The organism is Bartonella sp. CL70QHWL (assembly GCF_042194855.1).
Classification (GTDB): Bacteria; Pseudomonadota; Alphaproteobacteria; order Rhizobiales; family Rhizobiaceae; genus Bartonella.
In genome coordinates, this window is record NZ_JBHINJ010000010.1 from 1 (window position 1) to 14682 (window position 14682).

General features: G+C 41.5%; 27 protein-coding genes and 1 pseudogene. All 28 read left to right on the forward strand.

Features of this window, described 5'->3' with window-relative positions; all coding sequences use genetic code 11:
• Positions 1 to 65: pseudogene (locus ACFIJZ_RS05805) on the forward strand (elongation factor Tu); the annotation flags it as partial.
• A gap of 60 nt (positions 66 to 125) precedes the next feature.
• Entirely contained in the window at positions 126 to 434 is a 309-nt protein-coding gene (gene rpsJ, locus ACFIJZ_RS05810; protein ID WP_005773267.1) for a 30S ribosomal protein S10, read from the forward strand.
• Positions 435 to 461: 27 nt separating this feature from the next.
• Positions 462 to 1199 (forward strand): 50S ribosomal protein L3, encoded by a 738-nt coding sequence (gene rplC / locus ACFIJZ_RS05815; RefSeq protein ID WP_375631282.1) that lies wholly within the window; start codon positions 462 to 464, stop codon positions 1197 to 1199.
• A 2-nt stretch (positions 1200 to 1201) separates the two neighbouring features.
• On the forward strand, positions 1202 to 1822 hold the full coding sequence (gene rplD / locus ACFIJZ_RS05820) for a 50S ribosomal protein L4 (protein ID WP_273791405.1): 621 nt from the start codon (positions 1202 to 1204) through the stop codon (positions 1820 to 1822).
• Complete coding sequence (locus ACFIJZ_RS05825) at positions 1819 to 2112, forward strand: 50S ribosomal protein L23 (RefSeq protein WP_273723987.1); 294 nt, start codon at positions 1819 to 1821, stop codon at positions 2110 to 2112. The genes rplD and ACFIJZ_RS05825 overlap by 4 nt, the downstream gene beginning before the upstream one ends.
• A 20-nt stretch (positions 2113 to 2132) precedes the next feature.
• Positions 2133 to 2966, forward strand: coding sequence for a 50S ribosomal protein L2 (gene rplB, locus ACFIJZ_RS05830; protein ID WP_273791406.1), 834 nt, complete (start codon positions 2133 to 2135; stop codon positions 2964 to 2966).
• 15 nt (positions 2967 to 2981) lie between these two features.
• Positions 2982 to 3260, forward strand: coding sequence for a 30S ribosomal protein S19 (gene rpsS, locus ACFIJZ_RS05835; protein ID WP_004855734.1), 279 nt, complete (start codon positions 2982 to 2984; stop codon positions 3258 to 3260).
• Between the two features lie 2 nt (positions 3261 to 3262).
• A complete protein-coding gene (gene rplV / locus ACFIJZ_RS05840) occupies positions 3263 to 3652 on the forward strand; it encodes a 50S ribosomal protein L22 (protein WP_273791407.1) in 390 nt (129 codons plus the stop codon).
• A complete protein-coding gene (gene rpsC / locus ACFIJZ_RS05845) occupies positions 3652 to 4362 on the forward strand; it encodes a 30S ribosomal protein S3 (protein WP_273791408.1) in 711 nt (236 codons plus the stop codon). The genes rplV and rpsC overlap by 1 nt, the downstream gene beginning before the upstream one ends.
• Before the next feature lie 36 nt (positions 4363 to 4398).
• Positions 4399 to 4812, forward strand: coding sequence for a 50S ribosomal protein L16 (rplP, locus tag ACFIJZ_RS05850; RefSeq protein WP_273791409.1), 414 nt, complete (start codon positions 4399 to 4401; stop codon positions 4810 to 4812).
• Positions 4813 to 4824: 12 nt separating this feature from the next.
• On the forward strand, positions 4825 to 5025 hold the full coding sequence (gene rpmC / locus ACFIJZ_RS05855; RefSeq protein ID WP_273791410.1) for a 50S ribosomal protein L29: 201 nt from the start codon (positions 4825 to 4827) through the stop codon (positions 5023 to 5025).
• A gap of 11 nt (positions 5026 to 5036) precedes the next feature.
• The gene (gene rpsQ, locus ACFIJZ_RS05860) at positions 5037 to 5276 is read left to right on the forward strand and encodes a 30S ribosomal protein S17 (protein WP_012231991.1); all 240 of its coding nucleotides are present in this window, start codon (positions 5037 to 5039) and stop codon (positions 5274 to 5276) included.
• Positions 5277 to 5420: 144 nt separating this feature from the next.
• Positions 5421 to 5789 carry a 50S ribosomal protein L14 gene (gene rplN, locus ACFIJZ_RS05865; protein ID WP_004855715.1) on the forward strand — a complete coding sequence of 123 codons (369 nt, stop codon included), beginning with the start codon at positions 5421 to 5423 and terminating at the stop codon, positions 5787 to 5789.
• 12 nt (positions 5790 to 5801) lie between these two features.
• Positions 5802 to 6116: a 50S ribosomal protein L24 gene (rplX, locus tag ACFIJZ_RS05870; protein WP_015856579.1), complete on the forward strand. Its 315-nt coding sequence runs from the start codon at positions 5802 to 5804 to the stop codon at positions 6114 to 6116.
• Entirely contained in the window at positions 6109 to 6666 is a 558-nt protein-coding gene (rplE, locus tag ACFIJZ_RS05875; protein WP_273791411.1) for a 50S ribosomal protein L5, read from the forward strand. The genes rplX and rplE overlap by 8 nt, the downstream gene beginning before the upstream one ends.
• A gap of 24 nt (positions 6667 to 6690) precedes the next feature.
• Positions 6691 to 6996, forward strand: coding sequence for a 30S ribosomal protein S14 (rpsN, locus tag ACFIJZ_RS05880; protein ID WP_273791412.1), 306 nt, complete (start codon positions 6691 to 6693; stop codon positions 6994 to 6996).
• Between the two features lie 14 nt (positions 6997 to 7010).
• Entirely contained in the window at positions 7011 to 7409 is a 399-nt protein-coding gene (rpsH, locus tag ACFIJZ_RS05885) for a 30S ribosomal protein S8 (RefSeq protein ID WP_015856577.1), read from the forward strand.
• 39 nt (positions 7410 to 7448) lie between these two features.
• On the forward strand, positions 7449 to 7982 hold the full coding sequence (gene rplF, locus ACFIJZ_RS05890; protein ID WP_273791413.1) for a 50S ribosomal protein L6: 534 nt from the start codon (positions 7449 to 7451) through the stop codon (positions 7980 to 7982).
• Between the two features lie 12 nt (positions 7983 to 7994).
• The gene (gene rplR / locus ACFIJZ_RS05895) at positions 7995 to 8357 is read left to right on the forward strand and encodes a 50S ribosomal protein L18 (protein ID WP_273791414.1); all 363 of its coding nucleotides are present in this window, start codon (positions 7995 to 7997) and stop codon (positions 8355 to 8357) included.
• A gap of 111 nt (positions 8358 to 8468) precedes the next feature.
• Positions 8469 to 9017 (forward strand): 30S ribosomal protein S5, encoded by a 549-nt coding sequence (rpsE, locus tag ACFIJZ_RS05900; RefSeq protein WP_273791415.1) that lies wholly within the window; start codon positions 8469 to 8471, stop codon positions 9015 to 9017.
• 31 nt (positions 9018 to 9048) lie between these two features.
• On the forward strand, positions 9049 to 9255 hold the full coding sequence (rpmD, locus tag ACFIJZ_RS05905; RefSeq protein WP_375631283.1) for a 50S ribosomal protein L30: 207 nt from the start codon (positions 9049 to 9051) through the stop codon (positions 9253 to 9255).
• A gap of 20 nt (positions 9256 to 9275) precedes the next feature.
• The gene (gene rplO, locus ACFIJZ_RS05910; protein WP_273791417.1) at positions 9276 to 9743 is read left to right on the forward strand and encodes a 50S ribosomal protein L15; all 468 of its coding nucleotides are present in this window, start codon (positions 9276 to 9278) and stop codon (positions 9741 to 9743) included.
• A gap of 162 nt (positions 9744 to 9905) precedes the next feature.
• Positions 9906 to 11252: a preprotein translocase subunit SecY gene (secY, locus tag ACFIJZ_RS05915; protein WP_273791418.1), complete on the forward strand. Its 1347-nt coding sequence runs from the start codon at positions 9906 to 9908 to the stop codon at positions 11250 to 11252.
• Positions 11249 to 11827, forward strand: a complete 579-nt coding sequence (locus ACFIJZ_RS05920; protein ID WP_375631284.1) for an adenylate kinase — start codon at positions 11249 to 11251, stop codon at positions 11825 to 11827. Before secY ends, ACFIJZ_RS05920 begins: the two co-directional genes overlap by 4 nt.
• A gap of 180 nt (positions 11828 to 12007) precedes the next feature.
• Entirely contained in the window at positions 12008 to 12376 is a 369-nt protein-coding gene (gene rpsM / locus ACFIJZ_RS05925; RefSeq protein ID WP_026500557.1) for a 30S ribosomal protein S13, read from the forward strand.
• 116 nt (positions 12377 to 12492) lie between these two features.
• Entirely contained in the window at positions 12493 to 12882 is a 390-nt protein-coding gene (gene rpsK / locus ACFIJZ_RS05930) for a 30S ribosomal protein S11 (RefSeq protein ID WP_007347762.1), read from the forward strand.
• Positions 12883 to 12976: 94 nt separating this feature from the next.
• Positions 12977 to 13990, forward strand: a complete 1014-nt coding sequence (locus tag ACFIJZ_RS05935; protein ID WP_273791420.1) for a DNA-directed RNA polymerase subunit alpha — start codon at positions 12977 to 12979, stop codon at positions 13988 to 13990.
• 24 nt (positions 13991 to 14014) lie between these two features.
• A complete protein-coding gene (gene rplQ / locus ACFIJZ_RS05940) occupies positions 14015 to 14443 on the forward strand; it encodes a 50S ribosomal protein L17 (protein WP_273791421.1) in 429 nt (142 codons plus the stop codon).
• Positions 14444 to 14682 lie beyond the last annotated feature (239 nt).

Below are 14682 nucleotides of genomic sequence, written 5' to 3' on the forward strand. Positions count from 1 at the left end.
GTTTTGCTATTCGTGAAGGTGGTCGTACTGTTGGTGCCGGTATCGTCTCTAAGATCATTGAATAAATAATGCTTGTTGAGTGCTTTAATTATTAATGCACTTTGTATAACAGGGAAATAAAAAGCATGAACAGTCAGAATATTCGCATTCGCTTGAAAGCGTTTGATCATAGAATTCTTGATACGTCGACGCGTGAGATTGTATCGACTGCTAAACGTACCGGTGCAAATGTCCGTGGTCCCATTCCGCTTCCGACGCGGATTGAGAAGTTTACGGTCAATCGTGGACCGCATATCGATAAGAAAAGTCGTGAGCAGTTTGAGATGCGAACACATAAGCGTCTTCTTGACATTGTTGATCCAACGCCGCAAACAGTGGATGCGCTTATGAAGCTCGATCTTTCTGCTGGTGTGGATGTAGAAATTAAGCTCTGAGGTTTGAGGACAGAAGGAACAGACCCGATGCGTTCAGGTGTAATAGCACAGAAGCTGGGCATGACCCGTATTTATAATGATGCTGGTGAGCATGTGCCGGTGACGGTACTTCGTTTGGAGAATTGTCAAGTCGTTGCTCAGCGTACAGTTGAAAAGAATGGTTATACTGCTGTTCAATTAGGTGTAGGCTTTGCTAAGGTTAAGAATACTTCACAAGCTCTTCGTGGACATTTTGCTAAGGCTTCTGTTGAGCCTAAAGCCAAAATAGCAGAGTTTCGTGTGAGTCCCGACAATCTTCTTGATGTTGGTACTGAGATTACAGTGGAACATTTTGTTCCAGGACAAAGAGTTGATGTGACTGGTACCAGTATTGGTAAGGGGTTTGCTGGTGTTATGAAACGACATAACTTTGGTGGGCATCGTGCTTCCCATGGTAATTCGATCACACATCGTGCTCATGGTTCTACGGGGCAGTGCCAAGATCCTGGTAAAGTTTTTAAAGGCAAAAAAATGGCCGGCCATATGGGGCAAGCGCGTGTAACAACACAGAATATTGAAGTTATTTCCACTGATAGTGAGCGTGGTTTAATTTTAGTGCGTGGTGCTGTTTCTGGTTCTAAAGGTTCTTGGATTTTGATACGGGATGCTGTGAAGAAGCGTCTTCCTGATAATGCTCCAAAGCCTGCCGGTATTCGCCGTCTTGTGAAGGAGAAAGCGGAAATGGTTACTCCGGTGACGGAAACCTCTGAAGTTGAGGGAGCCTAATAATGGATCTTGTAATTAAAACTCTTGATGGTAATGAAGCTGGCAAATTAAAGGTTTCTGAAGCTATTTTTGATCTTGTTCCGCGTGAGGATATTTTGCAACGTGTTGTTCGTTGGCAGCTTGCACGTCGTCAGCAGGGAAGTCATCAATCCCAAGGTCGTTCTGATGTGTCGCGAACAGGGGCAAAAATGTTTAAACAGAAAGGAACTGGGCGTGCTCGACATTCATCTGCACGTGCACCGCAGTTTAGAGGTGGGGGTAAGGCACATGGACCGGTGGTTCGCAGTCATGCGCATGATCTTCCTAAAAAGATTCGTGCTCTTGGGTTGCGTCTTGCTTTATCTGCAAAATTAAAAGCAAAAGATTTGATTATTGTGGATGAGTTGACTGTTAAGGATGCTAAAACGAAGATGCTTGTTTCTCATTTTTCTAAGCTTGGATTTAATAACGCTCTCTTGATTGGTGGTAAAGAGATTGATATTAACTTTTTTCGTGCAGCCTCTAATATCCCTAATATTGACATTTTGCCTATTCAGGGAATTAATGTTTATGATATTTTGCGTCGCAGCAAACTTGTTTTATCAAAAGCAGCTGTTGAGGCTCTTGAGGAGCGTTTTAAATGACAGATCTTCGCCATTATGATATAATTATTAGTCCAGTTATTACTGAAAAGGCGACTATGATTTCTGAATATAATCAAGTTGCTTTTAATGTCGCGCCGAAAGCGACGAAGCCTGAGATTAAGGCTGCTATTGAAGCGCTTTTTAGCGTAAAAGTTAAAGCAGTTAACACGATAGTCCGTAAGGGTAAAGTGAAGCGTTTCAAAGGTATAGTTGGTCGGCAGAGTGATGTCAAAAAAGCGATCGTAACTCTGGCCAGTGGTCAGACTATCGACGTTTCGACAGGTCTTTAAGAGGCTCGGAGATAGGAATAATGGCACTTAAGCAATTTAATCCAACTACACCTGGGCAGCGTCAGCTTGTTATTGTGGAACGTTCTTGTCTTTATAAGGGAAAACCTATAAAGATGTTAACTGAAGGTTTGTCTTCAAAGGGTGGACGTAATAATCGCGGTCGTGTTACTGCTCGTTTTCAGGGTGGTGGACATAAACGTAGTTATCGGTTTGTCGACTTTAAGCGTCTTAAACGTGATGTTTCAGCAAAGGTTGAGCGTTTAGAATACGATCCTAATCGTACCGCTTTTATTGCTTTAATCCGCTATGAGGATGGGCAATTGAGTTATATTCTTGCGCCACAGCGTCTTGGTGTTGGTGATTCTGTTATGGCTGGTTTAAATGTGGATGTTAAACCAGGTAATGCTATGCCTCTTGGTAATATGCCTGTAGGCACAATTATTCATAATGTTGAGATGAAGCCAGGAAAAGGAGGGCAGATTGCGCGTTCAGCAGGTGCTTATGCGCAGTTGGTTGGACGAGATCATGGTATGGCTATTCTTCGTTTAAATTCTGGTGAACAGCGTTTGGTTCCGAGTAGTTGTTTTGCAACTGTTGGCGCTGTTTCAAATCCTGATCATGGGAATATTAATGATGGTAAGGCGGGTCGGTCACGTTGGCGTGGTAAACGTCCACATGTTCGTGGTGTTGCTATGAACCCCGTTGATCATCCGCACGGTGGTGGTGAAGGTCGTACATCGGGGGGGCGCCATCCAGTATCTCCTTGGGGTAAACCTACGAAAGGTAAGCGTACGCGCTCCAATAAAGCCACTGATAAATTTATTATGCGTACGCGTCATCAACGCAAGAAATGAGAAAGGTAGTCTGAAGTGGTTCGTTCAGTGTGGAAAGGTCCGTTTGTTGACGGCTATCTTCTTGGTAAAGCAGAGAAGGTACGTGCAAGTGGGCGCAATGAAGTTATAAAAATATGGAGTCGTCGCTCTACTATTTTACCGCAATTTGTTGGTTTAACTTTTGGTGTTTACAACGGTAATAAGCATATTCCTGTTTCTGTTTCTGAAGAGATGGTTGGGCATAAGTTTGGTGAGTTCGCTCCTACCCGGACTTATTATGGTCATGGTGCCGATAAAAAAGCGAAGAGGAAGTAGGAATGGGAAAAGCTAAAGTTTCGCGCCAGCTTAAAGATAATGAAGCAAGAGCTGTCACGCGGACAATTCGTGTTAGTCCGCAGAAGCTTAATTTAGTTGCTGCAATGATTCGTGGTAAAAGAGTTAATGTAGCGCTCGCTGATTTGATGTTTTCACGCAAGCGTATTGCTGCTACTGTGAAAAAAACGCTTGAATCAGCAATTGCAAATGCAGAAAATAACCACGATCTTGATATTGATTCGCTTGTTGTGGCGGAAGCTTATGTTGGTAAGTCGATAGTGATGAAGCGCTTTCATGTTCGTGGTCGAGGGCGTGCTAGTAGAATTGAACGTCCATTTTCGCATCTTACTGTTATTGTTCGTGAAGTTACCGAAAAAGTGGAGGCCGCGTAATGGGGCAGAAGATCAATCCAATAGGACTTCGTCTTGGTGTTAATCGGACTTGGGACTCTCGTTGGTATGCTGATAGTGGTGAATATGGGCGCCTTCTTCATGAAGATTTGAAAATTCGTTCATATGTGCTTGAGGAGCTTAAACAGGCGGCTATTTCTAAGGTTGTTATTGAGCGTCCTCATAAGAAGTGTCGTATTACGATTCATTCTGCACGTCCTGGTTTGATTATTGGTAAAAAGGGTGCTGATATCGAAAAGCTTCGTCGTAAGCTTTCAGAAATGACGGATGCTGAAACTTCATTGAATATTGTGGAGATTCGTAAACCGGAGATTGATGCGACAATTATTGCGCAATCAATTGCTCAACAGTTAGAGCGTCGTGTTGCTTTTCGTCGTGCAATGAAGCGTGCTGTTCAGTCTGCTATGCGTCTTGGTGCGGAAGGTATTCGTATCAATTGTTCTGGCCGTCTTGGTGGTGCTGAAATTGCTCGTATGGAATGGTATCGTGAAGGTCGTGTTCCACTTCATACCTTGCGTTCTGATGTTGATTACGGTACAGCAGAAGCTAAGACCGCTTATGGTATTTGTGGTATTAAAGTTTGGGTCTTTAAGGGTGAGATTCTTGAGCATGATCCGATGGCTTCAGAACGTCGTGCTACGGAAGCTGATCAATCTGGTTCTTCATCGAATCGTCGCCGCGAAAATGCTTAGTTTTTGAGATTGAACTAAAATTTGGAGTAGAGAACAATGTTGCAGCCAAAGCGCACAAAGTTCCGTAAACAGTTCAAAGGCCGTATTCACGGTTCTGCGAAGGGTGGTACGGATTTGAATTTCGGTGCCTACGGTTTGAAGGCTGTTGAGCCGGAGCGGGTTACTGCTCGTCAAATTGAAGCGGCGCGTCGTGCGATTACACGTTATATGAAGCGTTCTGGTCGTGTGTGGATTCGCATTTTTCCAGATCTTCCGGTTACATCTAAACCGACTGAAGTTCGTATGGGTAAAGGTAAGGGAAGTGTTGATTATTGGGCTGCACGTGTTGCTCCTGGGCGCGTCATGTTTGAGCTTGATGGAGTTCCGGAAGATGTTGCACGTGAAGCGCTAAGGTTGGGTGCTGCAAAGTTGCCTATAAAAACGCGTTTCATCCAGCGTATTGCTGAATAATGAGGTTAAGCGATGAGAGCCACAGAATTACGGGCGCAAACGCTCGACCAAATGAAAGATGAATTGGCTAAGTTAAAGAAAGAGCAATTTAATTTGCGTTTTCAAAAAGCAACAGGTCAATTAGAAAAGACTGCGCGTGTTAGACAAGTTCGTCGTGATATTGCGCGTATTAAAACTTTTCTTCGTCAAAAGATAAGTGAAACTAAGGTTTAAGGAAATAAGAGATGCCTAAACGCGTTTTGCAGGGTGTTGTTATTAGCGACAAAAGTGATAAGACTGTTGTTGTCAAAGTTGAACGCCGTTATTCTCATCCGCTTCTTAAGAAGACTGTTCGGCAGTCTAAAAATTATAAAGCGCATGACGAAAACAACCAATTCAAGATTGGGGATCAAGTTTCTATTCAAGAATCTAGACCAATTTCGAAAGATAAATGTTGGATTGTTGTAAAAGACAATGTAGCGTAATGGGTTAAGTTTATTGTTTTAGAATTTAACAGTGTTTTTATCATTGATAAATTTTGAGGCGATGAATTTATCGTTATTTGGCAGGCAAATCCGAGTGTATAAAAGGTACAATCGGATATATGTGTTAAGAGAAGGTGGCCAGTCATGATTCAGATGCAAACAAATCTCGACGTTGCTGATAATTCTGGAGCGCGTCGTGTCATGTGCATCAAGGTGTTAGGCGGTTCAAAGCGGAAATATGCTTCGGTCGGTGACATTATTGTTGTTTCGGTTAAGGATGCAATTCCTCGTGGCCGTGTTAAAAAAGGTGATGTTATGAAAGCTGTTGTGGTTCGTACTGCTAAGGATATTCGTCGCGCAGATGGTAGTGTCATTCGTTTTGATAGTAATGCTGCGGTTTTAGTGGATAATAAAAAAGAGCCGATTGGTACTCGTATCTTTGGACCTGTTCCCCGCGAATTGCGTGGTAGGAATCATATGAAGATCATCTCGCTTGCTCCTGAAGTTCTATAAGGAGTAAATGTTATGCAGAAGATTCGAAAAGGTGATAAAGTTGTTGTTTTGTCCGGTAAGGATAAAGGATGTAGTGGTGAAGTAATTAAGGTTAGTCCAAAAGAGAATAAGGCTTTTGTTCGTGGGATTAATATGATTAAACGTCATCAACGTCAAACGCAGAAGCAAGAGGCTGGAATTATTTCTAAAGAAGCTCCGATTCATCTGTCTAATTTGGCGATTGCTGATCCTAAAGATGGTAAGCCTACACGTGTAGGCTTTCGTATGAATGCAGATGGTAATAAGGTGCGTTTTGCCAAGCGTTCGGGAGAGTTGATTAATGGCTGAGGAAAGACAAGTACCGCGTATGAAAGCGCATTATTTTGAAGTGATTCGTAAAGCGCTTCAAGAGAAGTTTAATTACAGAAATGCGATGCAAATTCCGCGGATTGATAAAGTTGTAATAAATATGGGCATAGGTGAAGCAACTGCTGATTCGAAGAAGCCTTCCCTTGCTGCTGAGGATTTAGGGCTAATAACGGGGCAGAAGGCTGTTGTTACGCGTGCGCGTAATTCTATTGCGACCTTTAAGGTTCGTGAAGGAATGCCTCTTGGGGCTAAAGTTACATTGCGTAAAGATCGTATGTTTGAGTTTTTAGATCGTCTTGTTACGATTGCTCTTCCGCGGGTTCGTGACTTTCGTGGTTTAAATCCAAAGAGTTTTGATGGTCGTGGCAATTTTGCTATGGGTATTAAAGAACACATTGTGTTTCCAGAAATCAACTATGATAAAGTTGATCAAATTTGGGGCATGGATATTATCGTTTGTACGACAGCAAAAACGGATGATGAGGCTCGTGAATTATTGCGTGCTTTTAATTTTCCTTTTCGTTCGTAACGGCAAACATAGTGAGGTGAGATTATGGCCAAAGTAAGTGCCGTTGAAAAAAATAAGCGTCGTGAGGTGATGGTAAAGCGTTATGCTGCCCGTCGTGCACGTTTGAAAGCAATAGTTATGGATCAGAAGGTTTCTCTTGAAGAACGTTTTAAAGCTTCTGTTCAGTTGGCAGAGTTGCCGCGTAATTCTTCGAAAGTTCGTATTCGTAATCGCTGTGAGGTTTCAGGTCGTCCGCGGGCTTATTATCGTAAATTAAAAATGTCGCGAATTGCGTTGCGTGAGCTTGGCTCTATTGGCTATATTCCTGGTATTGTAAAATCTAGTTGGTAAGAGGAGATTATTTAATGTCTATGTCAGATCCTCTTGGTGATATGTTAACACGTATTCGTAATGCACTTGGTCGTAAAAAAGGTAAAGTAGTTACTCCAGCTTCGAAACTTCGTGCGCACGTTCTTGATGTTCTTCAGTCGGAAGGTTATATTCGCGGATATAATCAAATTGATTTAGGTGATGGGAAAGCTGAGATTGAAATCGAATTGAAGTATTTTGAAGGGCTGGCTGCTATTCGTGAGATTTCACGTGTATCAAAGCCAGGGCGTCGTGTGTATGTTTCTGCTAAGTCACTTCCACAGGTGGCTAATGGTCTTGGTATTTCGATTTTATCGACTCCTAAAGGCGTCATGGCAGATCATGAGGCGCGTGAACAGAATGTTGGTGGAGAACTCCTTTGTCGTGTTTTCTAAGTTATGTCAAGAAAACGGAAGAAAAAGTAGGTTAGAACAATGTCTCGTATTGGAAAGAAACCCATTTCAATTCCTTCTGGAGTTACTGCTACTGTTGAAGGTCAGCTGGTTAAGGCAAAAGGTCCAAAAGGTGAGCTGAGTTACGTCGTCAATGATGAAGTCTTAGTCAAACTTGAGGAAAATATCATATCAGTTATGCCGCGGGATCAGTCAAAAGATGCGCGTTCTAAATGGGGGATGTCGCGCTCAATGATTGAGAACATTTTTTGTGGTGTGAAAGATGGTTTTGAAAAGAGGTTGGAGATTAATGGGGTTGGTTATCGTGCTGCTTTGCAGGGTAAGGATGTTCAACTATCTCTGGGCTTTTCGCATGATGTGGTTTATAAAGTTCCGTCGGGTGTTACTGTGACTGTTCCTAAGCCAACAGAAATTGTTGTTTCTGGAATTGATAAACAGCAAGTTGGACAAGTTGCAGCGGAGATTCGGGAGTATCGTAGGCCTGAACCTTATAAAGGTAAGGGTGTTAAGCATGCAGATGAACGTATCTTCCGTAAAGAAGGTAAAAAGAAATAAGGATTTTGTATTATGGTTTCATCTAAGGACATTATCCAACGTCGTGCAAGGCGTGTTCGTCGTAGAATTAAAATGGTTTCTCATGATCGTCCTCGGCTTAGTGTTTATCGTTCAAATCAGAACATTTATGCTCAAGTTATCGATGATTTGCGGGGATGTACACTTGTTTCAGCCTCTACTCTTGAAAGTGATTTAAAAAAGTCGTTAAAGAGTGGTGCTGATAAAAAGGCAGCTTTTGCTGTTGGTAAGTTAATTGCTGAGCGTGCGAAGAAAGCGGGTGTTAATGAGGTGGTTTTTGATCGTGGAGCGTATGTGTACCATGGTCGCGTCAAAGCTTTAGCTGAGGCTGCTCGTGAAGGTGGTTTGAATTTCTAAAATTTCTTATTTATGAATGAGTAAGGAGAGTTTAGAGTTTTTCGTTTAAGTTCTTCCAGTTTGGTGAGGGACTTTGTTATCGTGCTTCCGGAAAAGAAAAAGGAATGAGGAATGGCACAAAAAGAACGTGGTGATAGAGAAGAACGCGATAATGAATTTGTCGATAGGCTCGTTCATATCAATCGTGTTGCTAAAGTTGTAAAAGGTGGTCGGCGTTTTGGTTTTGCTGCTCTTGTTGTCGTTGGAGATCAAAAAGGACGTGTGGGTTTTGGACATGGTAAAGCCCGCGAAGTTCCCGAAGCCGTTCGTAAAGCAACGGAATCTGCAAAGCGTGGGATGATTTATGTTCCACTTCGGTCTGGGCGTACATTGCATCATGATCTTGAAGGTCGTCACGGAGCTGGGCGTGTTTTGCTACGTTCGGCTTCTGCTGGTACTGGTATTATTGCTGGGGGACCGATGCGTGCTATTTTTGAAGCTCTTGGTATGCAGGATGTCGTTGCAAAATCGCTAGGATCGTCGAATCCTTATAACATGGTTCGTGCAACATTTGATGCATTGAAACATCAAATGCATCCTAGAGATATTGCTGCTCAACGTGGTATAAAATATTCGACTTTGCAGGCGCGTCGTCGCCATTTAGTTGACCTAGAAGGGTAGTTTCTGAGATTATCAGAAAAGGAATTAGGAAATGGTTCAGAAAAAATCTCAGAGTAATAAAACTGTGACGGTGGAGCAAATTGGAAGCCCTATTCGAAACTCACAGATTCAGCGTGCAACCTTAAAGGGGCTTGGACTAAATAAAATGCGTCGTCGGCGCGTTTTAGATGATACACTTTGTGTGCGGGGTATGATTGCTCGGGTTCGGCATCTTGTTCGCGTTATAGATGAAGGTTAAGGGTTGCGGGAGTATTATATATGAAACTCAATGAACTGCGTGATTGCGAAGGCGCAATAAAAAATCGTAAGCGTGTTGGGCGTGGCATTGGTTCCGGTATGGGTAAGACTGGTGGTCGTGGTGTAAAAGGGCAAAAGTCACGTTCTGGTGTTTCCCTTAATGGTTTTGAAGGTGGGCAAATGCCTATCTATCGTCGTTTGCCAAAACGTGGATTTAGAAATTTCTTTGCCAAAACCTACAATGAAGTTTCACTAGGACGTATTCAGTTGGCAGTTGATGCGGGTAAGTTGAATATTGAAAAGCCTGTTGATATGATTGCTTTGAAAGAGTCTGGTATTATTCGTCGTGAAAAAGATGGGGTTCGTCTTCTTTCTGATGGTGATTTGAAGGCTAAGATTACCTTTCATGTTTCTGGTGCTTCACAAGCTGCTCGTGTTAAGATTGAAAAAGTGGGTGGTCAGGTCATTTTTCCTGATATTGCTCGATAATTTTTTTAATATGGATAGAGACCTAAAGAAGAATTATATTTGTTTTGTGGGATCTTTTGTGGAGACTTGTTTAAGTTCTGCATTTATTTGTGTATGCGTATGTGAATTTTAGGATTATACTTCTGTGATTTAAAGAACTGGAGTGTAAAGTGGAGACGTTTTATGGCATCAGCAGCAGAGCAATTTGCTTCCAATATAAACTTCGGTACCTTTTCGCGTGCAACTGAATTAAAGAAACGCATCTGGTTTACTCTGTTGGCGCTTCTTGTATATCGTTTTGGCACTTACATCTCTCTTCCAGGTATCAATATCGATGCTTTGCGGCAAACATTTGAACATCACGCGTCTGGTGTATTAGGACTCTTTAATATGTTTGCTGGAGGTGCCGTTGGGCGTATGGCTATTTTTGCGCTGGGTATCATGCCTTATATATCGGCATCTATTATTGTGCAATTGTTAACATCTATTATTCCTTCTTTGGAGACTCTTAAAAAAGAAGGGGATTTAGGTCGTAAGATTATCAATCAATATACGCGTTATGTAACAGTCGTATTGGCAATTCTACAAGCTTTTGGTATTGCGGTTGCGCTTGAAAGCGGTATAGGGTCGGGGCTTCAAATTGTTTTAGAACCAGGTCTTATGTTTCGGTTTTCTTCTGTTATTACACTTGTTGGCGGAACGATGTTTCTTATGTGGCTTGGCGAGCAAATTACGTCACGTGGTGTTGGTAATGGGGTTTCTCTTATCATTTTTACAGGGATTGTAGCCAACTTTCCTTCTACTTTTGCTCAGCTTTTGACAGCTCATAGTCAGGCTGATTTATCAACTTTTCTTTTAATAGGAATCGTTCTTATTGCTGTTTTGGTTATTGGGCTTATTGTTTTTATAGAGCGTGCACAACGGCGAATTCTTATCCAATATCCGAAACGTCAGGTCGGTAATCAAATGTTTCAAGGAGATATGTCGCATCTTCCTTTAAAGTTGAATACTGCTGGTGTTATTCCACCTATTTTTGCTTCATCTTTATTATTATTGCCTGCCACTATTAATAATTTTTCTGATAAAATGCCACAATGGGTTCAGGAGATTTCTTATGCTCTTGGTCATGGACAGCCACTTTATATGATTGTTTATGCATTTTTAATGGCGTTTTTTTGCTTTTTTTATACAGCTATTGTGTTTAATCCAAGTGATACTGCAGATCAGTTGAAAAAGCATTCTGGTTTTATTCCAGGGATTCGTCCAGGTGAGCGTACAGCCGAATATATTGATTACGTTTTGACGCGTATTACTGTTGTGGGCGCTGTTTATATTATCTTGGTTTGTTTGTTACCTGAATTTATGATATCTGCATTACAGGTTCCTTTTTATCTTGGGGGAACATCCTTGTTGATTGTTGTTACTGTTACACTTGATACGGTTGCTCAAATTCAGGGGCATCTTGTTGCCCACCAATATGAAGGGTTGATAAAAAAATCAAAACTTCGTGGAGGTAGAAGGAATCGATGAGAGTTATTCTTTTAGGTCCTCCTGGAGCGGGAAAAGGTACGCAAGCAAAAATGTTGACTGAGGAATATAACATTCCTCATTTATCAACAGGGGATATGTTGCGTGAGGTGATTGCCAAAGAAACGGAGATTGGTAAAAAAGCTAAAGCTATTATAAGTTCTGGTGCTTTGGTTCCTGATAGTATTGTTAACCAAATCGTATCAGATCGGATTGATGAAGCTGATTGTGTAAACGGTTTTGTTTTGGATGGATATCCGCGAACTGTGGGGCAGGCGGAAGCGTTGCAACAGATACTGGATTCAAAAAATACGCGGCTTAATGCTGTTATTGAGTTGTGTGTTGATGAAGACGTGTTGATTGAACGTATGAAGAAGCGTGTTGAGGAAACAATAGCGGCTGGTGGACAGGTTCGTTTAGATGACAATCCTGTTGCTTTTGCAAAAAGATTAGTGGAATATCGTGAAAAAACAGCTCCCTTATCAAAGTTTTATTCAGAGAGGGGAATGTTGAAAGTTGTTGATGGAATGATTGGTGTTGCTGAAGTGACACGTATGATTAGAAGTTTTCTTTCATGAGATTTTTTTTAGAAATAAATGAAAAGAGTTGACTTTTGAGATGAAATCTATCAGAAGTAAATTTAATTTATTTTAGTGAAATAAGAGGATTCGGAAGAATTTTTTTCTGAGTCTATTTTTTTCTGTAAGGTATATCAGGTATTTTATAACAATTTGTCAAAATAACTAAGGAGAGTAGGCGTGGCTCGTATTGCTGGCGTCAATATCCCGACAAATAAGCGTGTAATTATTGCGCTTCAATATATCCACGGGATTGGACCAAAATTTGCTCAAGAAATTATTGAAAGAGTTGGCATTCCTTTGGGGCGTCGTGTGCATGAGCTTTCAGATGCTGAGGTGCTGCAGATTCGTGAGGCTATAGATCAGGGCTATCAAGTTGAAGGTGATCTTCGTCGTGAGGTTGCTATGAATGTTAAGCGTTTGATGGACCTTGGTTGTTATCGAGGATTGCGTCATCGTCGGTCTTTGCCTGTCCGAGGACAGCGTACACATACGAATGCCCGTACGCGTAAAGGTCCGGCTAAGGCAATTGCTGGTAAGAAGAAATAAGGGCCTTTGTGGAAGGTTTTTATATATTCTTTTTTCTTGTTTGATTTGTTTGACAAGGAAAAAAAAGGTGGAGCTGCTGATGTTACGGCAGTGATGAGATCGTTGAAAGGGAAATTATGGCCAAGGAAGCCACACGTGTTCGTCGTCGCGAACGTAAGAATATTTCATCGGGTGTTGTGCATATTAATTCAACATTTAATAACACAATGATTACTATTACTGATGCTCAGGGTAATGCAATTGCTTGGTCATCTGCTGGGGCTCAGGGGTTTAAAGGTGCGCGTAAATCGACACCTTTTGCTGCTCAAGTTGCTGCGGAGGATTGTGCAAGAAAAGCGCAAGAGCATGGTATGCGTTCTTTGGAAGTCGAAGTTTGTGGGCCTGGATCAGGGCGTGAATCTGCTCTACGTGCATTGCAATCTGTTGGTTTTGTCATTACTTCTATTCGCGATGTAACACCAATTCCTCATAATGGATGTCGTCCACGGAAAAGGCGGCGTGTTTAATTGGGTGTTGTTTTTTGTTGTCGGAGATTTCTCTGATGTTCACATTGGTCGTTACGATTGAATGGTAACGGAACTAAAGAACGGGAATAAAAATATGATCCAGAAAAACTGGCAGGAACTTATTAAACCCAATAAGGTTGAATCATGTGCACATGATAATCCAAATATTATAAGTGTGATTGCTGAGCCTCTTGAGCGTGGTTTTGGTTTAACCTTAGGAAATGCGCTTCGTCGCGTGTTGTTATCTTCGCTTCGTGGTGCTGCTATTACTGCTGTGCAGATTGACGGTGTCTTGCATGAATTTTCATCGATTCCAGGTGTGCGTGAGGATGTTACGGATATTATTCTGAATATAAAAGAAATTGCGCTTCGTATGGAAGAAGAAGGGCCTAAACGTGTCGTCGTTTATAAAGAGGGGCCTGGTGTCGTGAAAGCGGGAGATATCAGTACAGTCGGGGATATGGAAATTCTAAATCCAGATCATGTTATTTGTACTCTTGATGAAGATGCTGAGATTCGTATGGAATTTATTGTCAACACAGGAAAGGGTTATGTTCCATCTGATCGTAATTGTGTTGATGATGCACGTATAGGGCTTATTCCAATTGATAGTCTTTATTCACCAATTCGTAAAGTTTCTTATAAAGTGGAAAATACGCGTGAAGGTCAAGTTTTGGATTATGATAAATTGACCTTAACGATTGAAACGAATGGTGCTGTTAATGGAGAGGATGCTGTTGCTTTTGCAGCACGCATTCTTCAGGATCAATTATCGTTATTTATTAACTTTGAAGAGCCACAGAAGGAGCCTATTGAAGAGGTTGATTCTGAGCTTTCTTTTAATCCTGCACTTCTCAAAAAAGTGGATGAATTAGAACTTTCAGTTCGTTCGGCAAATTGTCTTAAGAATGATAATATTGTCTATATTGGTGATCTGATTCAAAAAACAGAATCTGAAATGCTTCGGACACCGAATTTTGGTCGCAAATCGTTGAATGAGATTAAAGAAGTTTTGGCGTGTATGGGTTTACATCTTGGAATGGAAATTCCTGCGTGGCCGCCTGAGAACATTGATGATCTTGCAAAACGTTATGAAGATCAATATTAAAATTAGAATTTAAGGAGAGGGCTTATGCGCCATAGTAAGTCAGGACGCAAGTTGAATCGTACTGCCAGTCACCGTAAAGCGATGTTTGCAAATATGGCAACTTCGTTGATCGAGCATGAGCAGATTGTGACAACGCTTCCAAAGGCTAAAGAAATTCGTCCTATTGTTGAAAAACTCGTTACTCTTGGTAAGCGTGGTGGTTTGCATGCGCGTCGGCAAGCAATTGCAGCACTTCGTGATGCGGGAAAGGTTGCAAAATTATTTGATACGCTTGCGCCACGTTATGCATCACGCAACGGTGGGTATTTGCGTATTATGAAAGCGGGGTTTCGTACCGGTGATAATGCACCCATGGCTGTTATAGAGTTTGTTGATCGTGATGTTGAAGCGAAGGGTGCTGGGGATCGTGCTCGCATGGAGGCTTCTGAGAATGAAAAGGGAACATCTTCGTAGAGTTTTCTTATTCTGTTGGATTTTTAAAGGCCGCCTTGTTTTGGGCGGTTTTTTTGTGAGTATTTTTAAGTTTATTTTAGTTGAGAAATAGGTGCAGAGAGAAAATTATAGAGTATTGAATTATCTTATTTTTATAATATTTATTGTTCAAATAGGTTGTTTTTATTCTCTATTATGAAATATTAATAGAGATCCTTAATTTGCGGGGATGCGTTTTTTTATTCTATTAATCTTCAACA